The sequence below is a fragment of the Erythrobacter ani genome (assembly GCF_019204025.1).
GTDB lineage: Bacteria > Pseudomonadota > Alphaproteobacteria > Sphingomonadales > Sphingomonadaceae > Erythrobacter > Erythrobacter ani.
In genome coordinates, this window is the sequence record NZ_JAGSPB010000001.1 from 398,495 (window position 1) to 413,315 (window position 14,821).

Here is a 14,821-nt window from a genome sequence, read left to right on the forward strand (position 1 = left end):
AATCAGCCGAGCTTGTCCTTCAGGATCTGATTGACCACCGCCGGGTTCGCCTTGCCCTGCATCGCCTTCATCGTCTGGCCGACAAAGAAGCCGAACAGCTTGTCCTTGCCGCCCTTGTACTGTTCGACCTTGTCGGCGTTGTTCGCGAGGATTTCGTCGATTGCGGCTTCGATCGCGCCGGTGTCGGAGACCTGTTTCAGGCCCTTCTCATCGGCGATGGCTTCGGGATTGCCGCCTTCCTTCAGGACGATTTCGTAGATTTCCTTCGCCTGCCCGCCGGAAATCTCGCCCTTGTCCTGCATGGAGAGGATGGTCGCCTGCGCTTCGGGAGTGGAATTCGACAGGTCGGCCTCATCACCCAGCCCCTTCACCACGCCCGGCGCGACCGAAAGCGCCCAGTTGGCAACCTGCGTCGCGACCTTGGTTTCCGGCTTTCCGATAGCCTTCGCGGTCGCGGCAAGCAGGGTTTCGAACCGGGCGAAAGTCTCAACCTCGGCGGTCAGCTCGCGCGCATTGTATGGCGTGAGGCCCAATTCCTGCTCGTACCGCGTGCGCTTGGCATCGGGCAGTTCGGGCAAGCTCGCACGGCAATCAGTGAGGAAATCATCCTCCAGCACCAGCGGCAGCAGGTCGGGATCGGGAAAATAGCGGTAATCGTGGGCGTCTTCCTTGGACCGCATCGTGCGCGTTGTCCCGGTCGCGACATCGAACAGCCGCGTTTCCTGATCCACACTGCCACCGCTTTCCAGCACATCGACCTGGCGGTTCGCCTCGTATTCGATGACCTGCATGACGAACCGGACCGAATTTACGTTCTTGGTTTCGGTGCGCGTGCCAAGCTCGGCATCGCCGACCTTGCGCACCGAGACATTGACGTCCGCGCGCATCGATCCTTCTTCCATGTTGCCATCGCAGCTTCCGACATAGCGCAGGATCGAGCGCAATTTGCGCACATAGGCTCCCGCCTCGGCGGGCGAGGTCATGTCAGGCTTGGAAACAATCTCCATCAGCGCGACGCCGCTGCGGTTCAAATCGACATAGGACATGGTCGGGTGCTGGTCGTGCATCAGCTTGCCCGCATCCTGCTCGATATGGATGCGCTCGATCCCGATCACCTTGTCTTCGGGAATGCCGCCCTTTTCGTCTGCTTCGATCAGCAGCTGCCCCTCGCCAACGATCGGGTGGTAAAGCTGGCTGATCTGGTAGCCCTGCGGCAGATCGGCGTAGAAGTAGTTCTTGCGGTCAAAGCGGCTCCATTTGTGGATCTCGGCCTCGATCGCCATGCCGGTGCGAACGGCCTGCCGGACGCATTCTGCATTCGGCACTGGCAACATTCCCGGCATGGCTGCATCGACAAGGCTGACCTGCGAATTCGGCTCCGCCCCGAACGCGGTCGAAGCGCCCGAGAACAGCTTGGCATTGGAGGTCACCTGCGCATGGACCTCAAGGCCGATCACGACCTCCCATTCGCCCGTCTGTCCTTGAATGCGGTAATTACTCATCATTTTTCACCTGGTCTGGCGTGTCTGCTGTGTCGAGCCGCCGCGCGGGCCGGACGGGCCCGTCGCGCTCTTGCTTATCCTGCATTGGCTTGCCGCTGCTATCGAACCTTGCCTCGCCGTGGTCGATCGTTTTCGAAAGGTACATCACGATCCCTCCGATCACGACGAACGCGATGAGAAATATCGTCGCGAAGATGACGGTAAAGGTCATTTACCACCACTTCTCCGGCGCATGGTCGAACCCGGAACGTTGCTGGATCGCGAGGCCTGCATTCAATACCATCTGCTCGTCGAAGGGCTTTCCGACCAGTTGGAGACCCAGCGGTAGGCCGTCTTCGTTGAGTGTTGCAGGCACGCTCATTGCGGGAAGCCCTGCGAGCGAAGCGGGGACAGCGAACACATCGTTCAGATACATCGTGAGCGGATCGTTCTCGAGCGAGCCCAGCGGGAAACTTGCCGTCGGGGTCGTCGGCGCGAGGATCACGTCGCACTGCGCCCACGCCTGCTCGAAATCGCGCGCCACCAGCGCGCGGACCTTCTGCGCCTGGTTGTAATAGGCATCGTAGAACCCTGCGCTCAGAACGTATGTGCCGATCAGGATGCGGCGTTTCACCTCGTCCCCGAACCCGGCGGCGCGGGTTTCCGCATACATATCCTGCAATCCTGCGCCCTCTGGCAGGTCGCGCAGGCCGTATCGCACGCCGTCATAGCGAGCGAGGTTCGATGAGGCTTCGGCAGGCGCGATGATGTAGTATGCGGGCAGCGCGTATTTCGTATGCGGCAGCGAGATATCGACGATCTCGGCGCCTGCATCCTTCAGCCACGCCTTGCCCTGATCCCAGCTGTCGAGGATCGCCTGATCGGTCCCCTCCATCCGGTATTCCTTCGGGATGCCGACTTTCTTGCCCTTTAAGTCAGCACTGAGCGCGCTTTCCCAGTCTGGCACGTCCATCTGAAGCGAGGTCGCGTCTTTCGGGTCGAAGCCCGCCATCGCGCCCAGCATGATCGCGCAATCCTCGACCGAGCGCGCCATCGGCCCAGCCTGATCGAGCGAGGAGGCGAACGCCACCACGCCCCAACGCGAGCAGCGACCATAAGTCGGCTTGATCCCGCAAATGCCGGCAAAGGCAGCGGGCTGGCGGATCGACCCGCCGGTGTCGGTGCCGGTGGCGGCTGGCGCGATCCGCGCGGCGACCGCGCTGGATGAACCACCCGAAGACCCCCCGGGGCTCATTGGCTTGTTCGTGCCCTCTTTCCGCCAGGGCGAAGAGACGTTGCCGAAATAGCTCGTCTCGTTCGACGATCCCATCGCGAACTGATCGAGGTTGAGCTTGCCCAGCATCCCCGCGCCTGCATCCCAGAGGTTCTGTGAGACGGTGCTCTCGTATTGCGGCTTGAACCCTTCGAGGATGTGGCTGGCTGCCGTTGTCTGCACGCCATGAGTGGCGAACAGGTCTTTCATCCCGATCGGCACGCCTGCCATCGGTCCCATATCCTTGCCATCGGCGCGCGCGCTATCGGCAGCATCGGCCGCGGCGAGCGCATGGTCGGGGGTGGTGACGATGAACGCGTTCAGCTCCGCCGCAGCGGCGACGGCGCTGTTGAAGCTTTCCGCCACTTCGCGCGCGGTGAAATCTCCAGCGCGAACGCCGTCGCGGATGGCCTTCACACCCAGAGTAGTCAGCTCAGTCATATTATTCGATTACCTTGGGCACGCCGAAAAATCCGTGCTCGGCTGCGGGTGCGTTGGCGAGCACGTCCTCGCGGCGGCCGCCAGCGGTTTTCGGATCGGCATCCACGACATCGTCGCGCAGGCGCAGCGTGTTGGGGATCACCGCGCTCATCGGCTCCACCCCTTCCACGTCCACTTCACCCAATTGTTCGACCCATTCGAGAATGTTGTTGAGTTCTGGCACGAGATTTTCAAGCTCGTCATCGCCCATTTTGATGCGCGCCAGCGACGCGATCTTGGCGACGGTCTGTTTGTCTACCGACATGAAGATGCCTCTGGATTAGTTGCCGGGGACCGGAACGGGCGGCGGCTGGTTGCCTGGTACATTCTGCGCCGGACCGCCCGGAGGACCGCCAGGGCCCTGACGCTGGAGCGTCTGCTGCAGGATTTGCAGATTGCGGTCGAATGTCTCCTTGCTCAGGAAATCGACCAGTTCGATCTCGAAAATGAGGTCGGCGTTGGGCGGGATCGGCGCGCCGGGAGGCGGCTCTGCGCCGTAGGCTTGGTCTGCCGGGATATAGACCTCGTACTTGCCGCCCTTCTGCATCTGCTGGAGGCTGGTGAAGAATCCGTCGATGGTGGCGCCGTCTTCGATCGGGAAAGGTGTGCCCTCGGGAAACAGCCCCTGGACCGGCAGCGGGATATTCTGCGATTCGTCGAAAGTCTCTCCGGTCGATGCCAGCTTGCCGACATATTTGACGAATGCGACATCGCCCTCAGAAGGGTTTGGCCCCTCGCCCGCAACGAGAGTTTCGATATCGAGGCCTTTCGGCATGGCGGCCCATGCAAGGCCGCCGCCAAGCAGAATAGCAAGGGCGACGCCCAGCCACAGCTTTGTCAGCGAGCCTGCAGCCACGGGTTTAATGGGAACACGGGTAACTTCGGTCATTGTTTTTCCCTGATCGGATGCGCGCTTCTGGCGAGGGTTGCCTCGCGGAACCTGGATAGCAAAAGGGCGCGGAATGATACCGCGCCCTGATGGCTTATCGTGTCGGTGCGTTCAAGCGGGATGTTCGCTTTTCGCCCCGTCGAGGTGCGAATTTGCTACCCCATCTTGCCGAAGGGGTGACCGCTTGATCGACAGCATTACTTGATGCCGTCGCGCTCCATGCGCTTACGCTCGAGCTTGCGAGCGCGGCGAACGGCAGCAGCTTTTTCGCGGGCGCGCTTTTCGCTGGGCTTTTCGTAGTGGCGACGCAGCTTCATTTCGCGATAAACACCTTCGCGCTGCAGCTTCTTCTTGAGAGCGCGGAGGGCCTGATCGACATTGTTATCGCGAACCATGATTTGCATAAACGACTACTACCTCATTCCAATTGCGCAGCACCCGCTGTCGAATCGCGGATATGCGCGTAAATTTGACGCTGAAAACGGCGCTATTCCCACCCTTTCAAGGCTCGGAACGCGCTCAAACTGCGGCTCGTATAGCGATCAGTGGGTAAATTGGCAAGATATCAAAGCCTCAAACGGCGTTTTCCCGCCGATTGTCGCCCCCTCGGCGCTATGCAGGAAGCCGCGCGCTCGTTAAAGCGCTGCGAATGACCACCGCCACTATCTCTCCTATGGCCGCCTCTGCCACCGTCGCGATCGGGGGCGCCATCGGTGCTGTTGGCCGGTACCAGCTGGGCCGCGTGTTTGCGCAGCACGCAGACGCAGGCACGGCGCTTCCATGGGGCACGCTCGCGGCCAACGTACTTGGGTGCCTTGCGATGGGCGTGCTGTTCGGATGGCTTGCGCGGACGGGCCATACCAATGAAACGCTGCGCCTGCTCCTCGGCGTCGGGCTGCTCGGCGGGTTCACGACATTCAGCGCGTTCGGGCTTGAAATGATGCTGCTGATACAACGCGGCGCGGCGGGGCTGGCGGTCAGCTATGCCGCCGTCTCCGTGCTGGCGGGTCTGGGTGCGCTGTATATCGGCCTCCTGATTATGCGGGGGGCGGCATGAAACCCAAAGCGACAGCCACGGTCCGCCAGTTCACCGTCAGCGAGGACGATGACGGCATACGGCTCGACCGCTGGTTCAAACGCAACCTGCCACAAATAGGCTTCGCAACGGTGTCGCGCTGGGCGCGCACCGGGCAGGTCCGCGTCGATGGCAAGCGCGCGAAACCCGATGACAGGCTCGCCGAAGGGCAGACCCTGCGCGTTCCACCCGGCGGCGAGGCCCAGGCCGGAAGGGGGCACAAGGCCACCCGCCCGAAACGCGAGCTGACGGGCGACGAAATCGCCGAGGCTCGCGCCATGGTGATCCGCGAAACGCCGAGCGCCATCGTGCTCAACAAGCCCCCCGGCCTCGCAACGCAGGGCGGCAGCAAGACCACCAAGCATGTCGACGGTCTGCTCGATGCCTTTGTCGATGAGGATGACACGCCCCGCCCGCGCCTCGTCCATCGACTCGACAAGGATACGTCGGGCGTGCTGCTGATCGCGCGCACGCCGGGCAGTGCAGCCTCGTATTCACGCCGGTTCGCTGGGCGCAGCGCGCGCAAGGTTTACTGGGCGCTGGTTGTAGGAGTGCCCGAAGTGCGCGAGGGCACGATCGACGCTCCACTCGCCAAACAGCCGGGAACAGGCGGCGAGAAAATGCATGTCGACGAGGAAAACGGCGCGGCGGCGCGTACCCGTTACCGCGTGGTCGAGCGCGCAGGAACACGCGCAGCCTGGGTCGAACTGGAGCCGCTCACCGGGCGCACACACCAGCTGCGGGTCCACATGGCGGCGATCGGTCATCCCATCGTGGGCGACGGTAAATATGGCGGGCAAGACGCTTTCCTTACAGGAGCGATCTCGCGCAAGATGCACCTTCACGCGCGCCGTCTCATCATCTCGCAGCCCGGCAACGAAGCTGCAGGCGGTGCCACCGGCGGCGGTAAGCTGGACGTGACTGCCGAGCTGCCCGAACATTTTGCCGCCAGCATGGAAGCGCTGGGTTTCGACCTGACGTTGTCTGATGCCTCGCCAGTCCGCGACGAAGCGCCTGAACGCACGCCGGCCGAAAAGAAGCAGGCCGCTCGTCGCTTTGCCAAGCAGTACCGCAAGGACCGCCGAGGAGAGCGCCGCTCGCGCACGACTTCCGCGGAAACGACGAAGAAAAAGGCGAAAGCCGCGGCCAAGGGCAAAGGCAAGGGCAAGCCGCGGCCGGGACGCCGCAAGAAATGAGCGTGAAGCTGGCGGTCTTCGATTGCGACGGCACGCTGGTCGACGGACAGGCGGATGTATGCTGGGCGATGGAGCGCGCCTTCACGAGGGCCGATCTGCCTGCGCCGGACAGCAATACGGTTCGGCGGATGGTGGGGCTCAGCCTGGGTGTGGCCGTCCGCGAGCTCGCACCAGGCCTTGATGACAGCAAAGCGCGTGACGTCGTGGAATTCTACAAATCGAGCTTCCGCGCACGCCGCGAAGAAGGTCTGCTCGATGAGCCGCTTTACGATGGTATGGCCGATCTGCTTCACACTCTGCGGGATGACGGCTGGAGCCTCGCGGTCGCGACCGGCAAATCGGATCGCGGCCTCGCCGCGTGCCTTGCCGGGCACGGTTTGACCGATCTCTTCGTATCACTCCAGACCGCCGACCGGCACCCCTCCAAACCGCATCCAGCAATGTTGGAGGCCGCCCTTTTCGAGGCAGGCGCCGCTCCAGCGGAGGCGGTGATGATAGGCGACACCAGTTTCGACATGCAGATGGCGACAGCGGCGAACGTCCGCGCTGTCGGTGTCGCGTGGGGCTATCACCCGCCTGAAGAATTGCGCGCGACAGGCGCCTCCCAGGTGGTGGACCTTATATTCGACCTGAAATCCGCGCTGGAGAGTCCTGCATGAGCGAGATCGAGGAGCGCGAAACGCTCGCGCGAAAACGATACTTCATCCTCAATACTGTCAGGATCGGCGCGCTCGCTGCGGTCATTTTGGGCATCGCGATTGCCCGGGCTGTTGTCGACCTTCCCTATGCGCTGGGCGTGGTTCTGGCCGTTGTCGGACTGTTGGCGTTCTTCTTCGCGCCCCGCACTCTTGCGCGGCGGTGGAAATCGGATGCCGGAGACGACAATCCATGAAACGGTTTTTCGACACGGTCGGCACCCGTGAAGTCGATGGGGATCAGACGGGATGGCAGGTCACGCTGGATGGGCGCGGGTTGAAAACTGTCAGGGGCTCTCCGCAAATTGTAACCACGGAAGCGCTGGCCAAAATGCTGGCGAGCGAATGGGACATCCAGGGCGAAGAGTTGAATCCGAAACTGTTCCCGCTGAGAGACATGGCCGATTACGCTATCGACATGGTCGCCCCCGAAAGGCCAGCAATTGCTGAAAAGCTGGTTGCGTATGGCGACACCGACACCTTGCTGTATCGGGCCGATCCGGACGAACCGCTCTATGAACGGCAGCAGGAAGTGTGGGAACCCATCGTCAAGGCGTTCGAGCAAAGCGAAGGCATCGAAATGGTGCGGATCAGCGGTATTGTCCATCGCCCTCAAAAGGCGCGCACATTGGCCGCATTGAAAGCCAGTCTTGGCAGCAAGACCGTTTTCGAGCTTGCAGCACTCGAAGTCATGACCTCTCTGGCCGCGTCGCTCGTCATAGCTCTATCTGCCGCCGAGAAGCACGATGACAAGGAAGCCGCCGACCTATGGCGCTCTGCCAGCCTCGAGGAGGAATGGCAGGCCGATCTCTGGGGGCGGGACACCGAAGCCGAAGAGAGACGTCTGAAACGTCAAAACGACTTTTTGTCGGCATGGAAGTTCATGCGGGCCGCAAAGGGATGATGCCTGTCTGACGAGGGCGTTCAGCCTGCGTTGGTGACCCAGCTGGCAACTTCATCGGCTACCGTGTTGGCTGCGCGATTGAGCGCTGGGCCGACGGAGGCCGGTTCAGCCAGAATGCCCGTCTCGCGCGCTTCGAAACGCCGTGACATAACGGTGCCGTCCTCCCGTGTGCGGATCGCATCGAACCGAACGATTACCGAAGAAGATGGGGCGTCATATCCCATCTCCATCAATGTTCCGCGAATGCTTTGCGCGGCAAGCAGGGGCGTATCGTCATTGTCGAGCACGAGCGTTCCACCGCGAGCGCGCAATGTCTCGCCAAGCAGGCGGCGGAACAGCCTTGCCGGTTTTTCGACCCAGAACGCTTCCTGAAGGTAGGCGATTTCCGTATCCGATACGGCCACCGGCACACGCAGCGCATCGAGTTTTGCGGGAGCTTCAAGAGGCAAGATCGAAATCGCCGAAGATGCATCGGAGGTGCTCGCGTCGGCACCGGTGCCCGCATCGGCCGTTACCGACGGGCTGAGCGTCAGGAGGCTTTCGGGCGGTTCGGACCCCAGGCTGATGCAACCGGTCATAGTCAGAGCGGCTGCACCGATCGCGCCCATCTTTACCAGACGCGTCATGGCGCTGTGCGGAGACTTCATGTTTCGTGTTCCCCTCATGGCTCGTAATCCGGCAGGGACTGACCCTGAAGCAGCGCGCCTGCGCCCTGATTATCAAGCTTTTCGGTAAGCGAGCGCAGACTGCGGCTGGTGGAGCGCAGATCCTGCAAGGTGGCCTCGGCTGTCGGCAAGGTGGATTCGCGCAATTGCCTCGCTGCCGGACGGGTATCGTCGAGCGTTGCTGCCAGCGCAGCCGCCGCCTGATTGGCAGATTTCAGCGTGCCGCGAAGTTCTTCTGCCAGCGCTGGGCCTTCGCTGTTCAGAAGGTTTTCGGTCGTGATCGAAGCCTTTTCGAAAGCGTCGAGCGCCTCGCCAGCTTCTTTCAGCGTCACCTGAAGCTCGGTAAATGTCCCTTCGAGCTGGGGGGCGGTGCGGGCAAGTTCCGCAGTCAGGTTGTTCGAGTTGCGCAGGATTCCGCTGATCTGCTGCTGGTTTTCAGGTCCGAGTAGAAGGTTCAGGTTCTCGGTCAGCGTCGCCAGCCGCTCCAGCAGGAGCGGCGCGTTGTTAAGCAGCGCATTGATACCGCCATCCTTGGGCGGAATGACCGGGCGGCCTTCGGGGCAGGCTGTGGTTTCGCAGGTGATCTGAGGCGCGTCCTTGCGCGCTCCATCGAGCAGAATGCTGGAAACGCCGGTAAAGCTTGCCTGGATGGTGGCGGTCGTGCCGACCAGGATCGGCACCTCTTCGCGTACCCTGATCCGAACGCGCACGAATTCCGGATCTTCGTCCGAAAGTGCGATTTGCGTCACTTGGCCGACCGGCACACCCGCGTAAGACACCTGGCTGCCATTCGCGAGTCCGGATACCGACTGCGCATAGAAGATATCGAATTCGTTCTGATCGCCCTGCCCGAGCCGCGCGATCCATATGATGAACGCGGCAAGCGCCGCCAGCAGCAGCAGCGTGACTGCACCGACCCAAAGATGATTTGCGCGCGTTTCCATGTCGCTCCTATGGCCGCTCTTGGCCCGAAATGTCCATCGGCTTATCCATGAAGGTCCATCTCCCCCCGATCATGCGTATCGCGCGCGGCGCGGCCGCGCGGTCCGTTGAAATATTCGTGGATCCACGGATGTTCCGATTCGAGCAATTCGGGGATCGTGCCCACGGCGATCACGTGCCTGTCGGCGATGACCGCCACGCGGTCGCAAATCTCGTAAAGCGTATCGAGATCATGGGTAATGAGGAAAACGGTGAGGCCCAGCGTCTCCTTCAGCTCCTTCGTCAGGCGGTCGAATTTGGCCGCGCCGATCGGGTCCAGGCCCGCCGTAGGTTCGTCCAGAAACAAAAGTTTGGGATCAAGCGCGAGCGCGCGGGCGAGCCCTGCACGCTTTTTCATGCCGCCTGAAAGCTCGGAGGGGAATTTCGCAATCGCATCTTCGGGCAGGCCTGACATCTGAACCTTGTACCGGGCGATATCGCGGCGCAGGCTCGGGTCGATTTCGGGATAGAACTGCTTCAGCGGCACCTCGACATTTTCGCCGACCGTCAGGGTGGAAAACAGCGCCCCGCCCTGAAACAGAACGCCCCATTGGCAGCGCACGCCGATATTCTCGTCCGGATCGACACCGGTGATCTCGCGCCCCAGCACATGGACCGTCCCCGCATTGGGGTGCTGCAACCCGATGATCGAGCGCATCAGCACCGATTTGCCGGTGCCCGAGCCCCCTACCACGCCGAGGATCTCTCCCGGTTGCACGGTCAGGTCGAGCCCTTCGTGCACGGTGAAATCGCCGAACCGGTTGACGAGGCCCTCGACAACGATAGGCGGTTCGCCCTCAGGCAGGATTGCTCTTGGACCCATGGTTCAGCCCCACCCGACTTCGGTGAAGAACACCGCAAAAAATGCATCGAGGACAATCACGGCGAAGATGGCGGAAACCACTGCCAGCGTCGTCCGCTTGCCGACTTCCTCCGAATTCCCCTTCACCTGCATGCCGTGATAACACCCGGCCAGCGCCACGATCAGCCCGAAAACCGGTGCCTTGATCAGGCCGACCCATAAATCATAGGTCGGCACGACCTCCTGAATGCGTTCCAGGAAGGTGAAGAACGGAATGCCGAGCGCCAGCTGTCCCACGACCGCGCCGCCGACGATTGCCACCATAGAGGCATAGAAGCCGAGCAGGACCATCATGAAGGTGCAGGCAAGGATACGGGGGATCACAAGCACCTCGATCGGCGAAAGGCCGATGGTCCGCATCGCATCGACCTCTTCGGTCAGTTTCATGGTGCCGATCTGCGCGGCGAAGGCACTGCCCGACCGGCCCGCGACCATGATCGCGGTCATCAGCACGCCAAGCTCGCGCAGCGTGATCCGGCCGACCAGATTCACCGTCAGCGCCTCCGCACCGAATTGTTCGAGCTGGACCGCGCCCTGCTGCGCGATGACGACCCCGATAAGGAAGCTCATCAGGCCGATGATCGGCAATGCAGCGACGCCGACCAGCTCCATCTGGCGAACCAGCGCCTTCATCGGGAAGCGGCTGGGGTGGCGCAGCAGGCTAGCGAAACCAAGCAGGATCTGCCCGAAAAACCCGATGACGCCATAAATGCCCGACCGTGCATTGTAGACTTTCTGGCCCATTTCCATCGGCACGCGTTTCCAAACGGCGATGCGCGGCGGGGTCAGATCAGCACGGTGGCCGGTGCGGTCTATGGCATTGAGGACACGCTGGATGGAAGGATCCGCGCACCGCATCTCGGCATCGTGTTCCGAGGCGAGGCGCACGGCGATATATGCGCCTGTCGTGTCGATCTGCTCGATGCCGGACACGTCGATCGCCGACAGCGGACCTTCGATATCGAACAGCTCGTGATCGACGAACCCGATCGTAGAAATCAGATAGGAACCGGAAAGCACCAGCCGCTCGCCTCCGGCTCCATCATCCTCGAGCGAATATTGTGCGGCCGCCTCCATCGCATCGATCTATGTGCGCAAAATCGGCGCATCACAAGTATCGAGTCGCGAACAACCGCCGAGAATTGTTGCACCCCGCAAAGGCGGCTGGCATGGGCATCCTATATTATTGGGGCCGAGCCACGCGTGCCCGGTACAGCGAGACAACACACATAATGACCCTCGATACGACTTTCGATCCTGCTGCCATCGAGGCGCGCTGGTACAAACATTGGGAGGAGACCGGCGGCTTCCGGCCCGAGCGGCCTGACGCCGAGCCCTTCACTATCGTGAATCCGCCGCCCAATGTGACCGGATCGCTCCATATCGGCCATGCGCTCGACAACACGTTGCAGGACATCGTGATCCGCTATGAACGCCTGCGCGGCAAGGACGCATTGTGGGTGGTCGGCACCGATCATGCGGGCATCGCGACGCAAATGGTGGTCGAGCGCCAGATGGAGGAGCGGCAGGACAGCCGCAAGAATTACAAGCGCGAGAAATTCGTCGAGAAGGTCTGGGAATGGAAGCACGAAAGCGGCGGGACCATCACCAACCAACTGCGACGGCTGGGCTGTTCGATGGACTGGTCGCGCGAGCAATTCACGATGGACGAGCACTTTACGAAAGCCGTGCTCAAGACCTTCGTCGATCTCTACAACGATGACCTGATCTACCGCGACAAGCGGCTGGTGAACTGGGACCCGAAACTGAAGACCGCGATCAGCGATCTCGAAGTTGAGCAGCAGACGATTGCGGGCCATTTCTGGCACTTCAAATATCCGCTCGCCGATGACGTAACGCTGGATTCAGGGCAGAACTACATCGAGGTCGCCACCACCCGGCCCGAAACGATGCTCGCCGATATGGCGGTTGCGGTTCACCCGACCGATGAACGCTACAAGTCGGTCGTCGGCAAGCACGTGATCCTGCCGATCACCGGACGTCGCATCCCCATCGTCGCTGACGAGCATGCCGACCCGGAACTGGGCAGCGGCGCGGTGAAGATCACGCCGGGGCACGATTTCAACGACTTCGAGGTCGGCAAGCGCGCCGGGATCGCAGCCGCCGACATGCTCAACATGCTCGATGGCGATGCGAATGTCTGCCAGACGGCGGACGGGCTGGTGCCAGAGGAATTCGTCGGCCTCCACCGCTTCAAGCGGGACGGGGTCGATGGCGCACGCGAGGCCGTGGTCGCGCGGCTCAAGACCGATGGCTATCTCATCCCCCACATCGCGAAGACCAAGAAGGGCGACGAGGTCGAGCACGACGCCGAACCGCGCCAGATCGCGACGCCCTTTGGTGACCGCGGCGGTGTGGTGATCGAGCCGTGGCTTACCGACCAATGGTATGTTGATGCGGAAAAGCTCGCGCAAAAGCCGATTCAGGACGTGCGCGACGGCACGATCGAGATCGTTCCGAAGAGCTGGGAGAAGACCTTCTTCAATTGGATGGAGAACATCCAGCCGTGGTGTGTCAGCCGTCAGCTGTGGTGGGGCCATCGGATTCCGGCTTGGTTCGACGCGCACGGCAATGTCTTTGTTGCCGAGAGCGAAGCTGAGGCCATCGCTCAAGCCCAAGCGTTCCATGGCGAAGCCGTCGAGATTGAGGTCCGGACAGACCAAGCGATTACCAATGAGGAGCACTACGGAAAGCCAAGTGAAGGCTTTAATCTGAATCTAATTACGCTCTACCGCGATCCCGACGTCCTCGACACATGGTTTTCCTCCGCGCTGTGGCCGTTCGCGACGCTCGGCTGGCCGGAGAAGAGCGAGCTTCTCGACAAGCATTTCCCCAACAACCTCCTAATCTCCGGCTTCGACATCCTTTTCTTCTGGGATGCGCGGATGATGATGATGGGGCAGTACAATATGGGCGAGGCCCCTTGGCCGCGCCTGTATCTGCACGGTCTGGTGCGCGCTGCCGATGGCGCGAAGATGTCGAAGTCCAAGGGCAATGTCGTCGATCCGCTCGGCCTGATCGACCAGTTCGGCGCGGATGCGCTGCGGTTCTTCATGGCGGCGATGGAGAGCCAGGGCCGCGACATCAAGATGGATGAGAAGCGGGTCGAGGGTTATCGCAACTTCGCGACAAAGCTCTGGAATGCAACGCGTTTTTGCCAGTCGAACGGCATTGGCGCTTCGACCACTCTGAAGGCCCCGAGCGCGCGCCTCGCGGCGAACCAGTGGATCATTGGCGAGGTGCAGGCCGCCTGTGCTGAGATCGACGCGGCGATGGCCGACCTGCGCTTCGACGCGGCGGCGAACGCGATCTACCAGTTCACATGGTCCAAATTCTGCGACTGGTATCTGGAGCTGATCAAGCCGGTCTTCGCCGAAGGATCCGACCCGGACGCCATGCCGGCGGTCGAAACCCGCGAAGTCGCCGGATGGGCGCTCGACCAGATCCTCGTCATGCTGCACCCGTTCATGCCCTTCATCACCGAAGAGCTGTGGCATGCACAGGGCACACGCGGCTACGACCTCATCACCGCCAAATGGCCCGATCCCCGCGCTGGTATTGAGGTGAACGCCGCAGCCGATATTGATTGGCTGATCGAGCTTACTTCGTCCGTTCGAGCGGCCAAGAACGAGCTCGGAATACCGCCCGGAACCAAACTGAATATTGGGGTTGTCGTTGATATTATTGGCCAAGCGGTTACGCCAGATAGCGAACGTCAGAAGAAGATAAGCATCGCGCGAGATAGGTTCGCTAGACTTGGACCCGCGTTGCATCGCCTTGCTCGACTTGAGAACTTTTGGCCAGAATACGGTCGCACTGTCTTCGAACTTGCAACCGGAGAATCTACTGAGTTTGAAGACTCTTCCAATCTCATTGGCAGGCCGCAGTTGCAGGTTAGCGCAGAGGGGATAGGCTATTATATCCCGCTCGAAGGGATTATCGACATCGATGCGGAAAAGAGCCGCCTCAACAAAGCTCTCGAAACTTCGCAGAAAGAGGCGAAGTCACTGGAAGGCAGGCTCTCCAACGCGAACTTCGTCGAACGCGCCAAGCCTGAAGCGGTCGACAAGGCGCGCGAAGACTTCGCGCATCACTCCGCCGAAGTCGAACGGCTCGAAGCGGCGCTCGCGCGGCTGGGTTAGGTTGACGCGCCTTCCTTCGGGCAGGTGGGGCGAAATGTTTCCTACACGCGCCATTCATGGCATGGAGCACGGATGGAATATGCTGCGGCCCGCGTTTCAAGTTGGAAAAGTGTCACCCTCGCCATGAGGCGCATTTTCGGCGGAAATCCGCGGATTT

The 14,821-nt window shown here is 61.5% G+C and carries 16 protein-coding genes; 6 read left to right on the forward strand and 10 right to left on the reverse strand.

The window, feature by feature from the left end; all coding sequences use genetic code 11:
• Window positions 1–2: 2 nt before the first annotated feature.
• The 6 genes from gatB to rpsU form a co-directional block, all read right to left on the reverse strand.
• Window positions 3–1,502, reverse strand: a complete 1,500-nt coding sequence (gene gatB, locus KCG45_RS01930) for an Asp-tRNA(Asn)/Glu-tRNA(Gln) amidotransferase subunit GatB (protein WP_218316354.1) — start codon at window positions 1,500–1,502, stop codon at window positions 3–5.
• Window positions 1,495–1,713 carry a hypothetical protein gene (locus KCG45_RS01935; protein WP_218315459.1) on the reverse strand — a complete coding sequence of 73 codons (219 nt, stop codon included), beginning with the start codon at window positions 1,711–1,713 and terminating at the stop codon, window positions 1,495–1,497. The genes gatB and KCG45_RS01935 overlap by 8 nt, the downstream gene beginning before the upstream one ends.
• The gene (gatA, locus tag KCG45_RS01940; protein WP_218315460.1) at window positions 1,714–3,195 is read right to left on the reverse strand and encodes an Asp-tRNA(Asn)/Glu-tRNA(Gln) amidotransferase subunit GatA; all 1,482 of its coding nucleotides are present in this window, start codon (window positions 3,193–3,195) and stop codon (window positions 1,714–1,716) included.
• Between the two features lies 1 nt (window position 3,196).
• Window positions 3,197–3,499, reverse strand: coding sequence for an Asp-tRNA(Asn)/Glu-tRNA(Gln) amidotransferase subunit GatC (gene gatC, locus KCG45_RS01945; RefSeq protein WP_218315461.1), 303 nt, complete (start codon window positions 3,497–3,499; stop codon window positions 3,197–3,199).
• A gap of 15 nt (window positions 3,500–3,514) precedes the next feature.
• Window positions 3,515–4,123: an FKBP-type peptidyl-prolyl cis-trans isomerase gene (locus tag KCG45_RS01950; protein WP_218315462.1), complete on the reverse strand. Its 609-nt coding sequence runs from the start codon at window positions 4,121–4,123 to the stop codon at window positions 3,515–3,517.
• A 197-nt stretch (window positions 4,124–4,320) separates the two neighbouring features.
• Entirely contained in the window at window positions 4,321–4,527 is a 207-nt protein-coding gene (gene rpsU, locus KCG45_RS01955) for a 30S ribosomal protein S21 (protein WP_006834591.1), read from the reverse strand.
• A 245-nt stretch (window positions 4,528–4,772) separates the two neighbouring features.
• Here rpsU and crcB point away from each other — a divergent pair, with 245 nt between their 5' ends.
• From crcB to KCG45_RS01980, 5 genes are read left to right on the forward strand one after another with little or no spacing between them, the layout of a single operon-like run.
• Window positions 4,773–5,180 carry a fluoride efflux transporter CrcB gene (gene crcB, locus KCG45_RS01960; RefSeq protein WP_255547903.1) on the forward strand — a complete coding sequence of 136 codons (408 nt, stop codon included), beginning with the start codon at window positions 4,773–4,775 and terminating at the stop codon, window positions 5,178–5,180.
• Entirely contained in the window at window positions 5,177–6,394 is a 1,218-nt protein-coding gene (locus KCG45_RS01965; RefSeq protein WP_218315463.1) for an RluA family pseudouridine synthase, read from the forward strand. Before crcB ends, KCG45_RS01965 begins: the two co-directional genes overlap by 4 nt.
• Entirely contained in the window at window positions 6,391–7,053 is a 663-nt protein-coding gene (locus KCG45_RS01970) for an HAD-IA family hydrolase (RefSeq protein WP_218315464.1), read from the forward strand. The genes KCG45_RS01965 and KCG45_RS01970 overlap by 4 nt, the downstream gene beginning before the upstream one ends.
• Window positions 7,050–7,286 carry a hypothetical protein gene (locus KCG45_RS01975; protein WP_218315465.1) on the forward strand — a complete coding sequence of 79 codons (237 nt, stop codon included), beginning with the start codon at window positions 7,050–7,052 and terminating at the stop codon, window positions 7,284–7,286. Before KCG45_RS01970 ends, KCG45_RS01975 begins: the two co-directional genes overlap by 4 nt.
• Window positions 7,283–7,993, forward strand: coding sequence for an ATP12 family chaperone protein (locus tag KCG45_RS01980; RefSeq protein ID WP_218315466.1), 711 nt, complete (start codon window positions 7,283–7,285; stop codon window positions 7,991–7,993). The genes KCG45_RS01975 and KCG45_RS01980 overlap by 4 nt, the downstream gene beginning before the upstream one ends.
• A gap of 20 nt (window positions 7,994–8,013) precedes the next feature.
• On the opposite strand, the gene KCG45_RS01985 is transcribed toward KCG45_RS01980, so the two are convergent.
• From KCG45_RS01985 to KCG45_RS02000, 4 genes are read right to left on the reverse strand one after another with little or no spacing between them, the layout of a single operon-like run.
• On the reverse strand, window positions 8,014–8,640 hold the full coding sequence (locus tag KCG45_RS01985; RefSeq protein WP_255547904.1) for an ABC-type transport auxiliary lipoprotein family protein: 627 nt from the start codon (window positions 8,638–8,640) through the stop codon (window positions 8,014–8,016).
• Between the two features lie 14 nt (window positions 8,641–8,654).
• The gene (locus KCG45_RS01990; protein WP_218315467.1) at window positions 8,655–9,602 is read right to left on the reverse strand and encodes an MlaD family protein; all 948 of its coding nucleotides are present in this window, start codon (window positions 9,600–9,602) and stop codon (window positions 8,655–8,657) included.
• A 41-nt stretch (window positions 9,603–9,643) separates the two neighbouring features.
• Window positions 9,644–10,462, reverse strand: a complete 819-nt coding sequence (locus KCG45_RS01995) for an ABC transporter ATP-binding protein (protein ID WP_218315468.1) — start codon at window positions 10,460–10,462, stop codon at window positions 9,644–9,646.
• A 3-nt stretch (window positions 10,463–10,465) separates the two neighbouring features.
• On the reverse strand, window positions 10,466–11,578 hold the full coding sequence (locus KCG45_RS02000) for an MlaE family ABC transporter permease (protein WP_218315469.1): 1,113 nt from the start codon (window positions 11,576–11,578) through the stop codon (window positions 10,466–10,468).
• A 155-nt stretch (window positions 11,579–11,733) separates the two neighbouring features.
• On the opposite strand from KCG45_RS02000, the gene KCG45_RS02005 reads away from it, so the two are divergent.
• On the forward strand, window positions 11,734–14,664 hold the full coding sequence (locus tag KCG45_RS02005) for a valine--tRNA ligase (RefSeq protein WP_218316357.1): 2,931 nt from the start codon (window positions 11,734–11,736) through the stop codon (window positions 14,662–14,664).
• Window positions 14,665–14,821: the final 157 nt, after the last annotated feature.

Coding starts and splice junctions, on each gene's coding strand:
- gatB (WP_218316354.1), bottom strand. CDS start 1,502: ATGAGTAATTACCGCATTCAAGGACAGACGGGCGAATGGGAGGTCGTG.
- KCG45_RS01935 (WP_218315459.1), bottom strand. CDS start 1,713: ATGACCTTTACCGTCATCTTCGCGACGATATTTCTCATCGCGTTCGTC.
- gatA (WP_218315460.1), bottom strand. CDS start 3,195: ATGACTGAGCTGACTACTCTGGGTGTGAAGGCCATCCGCGACGGCGTT.
- gatC (WP_218315461.1), bottom strand. CDS start 3,499: ATGTCGGTAGACAAACAGACCGTCGCCAAGATCGCGTCGCTGGCGCGC.
- KCG45_RS01950 (WP_218315462.1), bottom strand. CDS start 4,123: ATGACCGAAGTTACCCGTGTTCCCATTAAACCCGTGGCTGCAGGCTCG.
- rpsU (WP_006834591.1), bottom strand. CDS start 4,527: ATGCAAATCATGGTTCGCGATAACAATGTCGATCAGGCCCTCCGCGCT.
- crcB (WP_255547903.1), top strand. CDS start 4,773: ATGACCACCGCCACTATCTCTCCTATGGCCGCCTCTGCCACCGTCGCG.
- KCG45_RS01965 (WP_218315463.1), top strand. CDS start 5,177: ATGAAACCCAAAGCGACAGCCACGGTCCGCCAGTTCACCGTCAGCGAG.
- KCG45_RS01970 (WP_218315464.1), top strand. CDS start 6,391: ATGAGCGTGAAGCTGGCGGTCTTCGATTGCGACGGCACGCTGGTCGAC.
- KCG45_RS01975 (WP_218315465.1), top strand. CDS start 7,050: ATGAGCGAGATCGAGGAGCGCGAAACGCTCGCGCGAAAACGATACTTC.
- KCG45_RS01980 (WP_218315466.1), top strand. CDS start 7,283: ATGAAACGGTTTTTCGACACGGTCGGCACCCGTGAAGTCGATGGGGAT.
- KCG45_RS01985 (WP_255547904.1), bottom strand. CDS start 8,640: ATGAAGTCTCCGCACAGCGCCATGACGCGTCTGGTAAAGATGGGCGCG.
- KCG45_RS01990 (WP_218315467.1), bottom strand. CDS start 9,602: ATGGAAACGCGCGCAAATCATCTTTGGGTCGGTGCAGTCACGCTGCTG.
- KCG45_RS01995 (WP_218315468.1), bottom strand. CDS start 10,462: ATGGGTCCAAGAGCAATCCTGCCTGAGGGCGAACCGCCTATCGTTGTC.
- KCG45_RS02000 (WP_218315469.1), bottom strand. CDS start 11,578: ATGGAGGCGGCCGCACAATATTCGCTCGAGGATGATGGAGCCGGAGGC.
- KCG45_RS02005 (WP_218316357.1), top strand. CDS start 11,734: ATGACCCTCGATACGACTTTCGATCCTGCTGCCATCGAGGCGCGCTGG.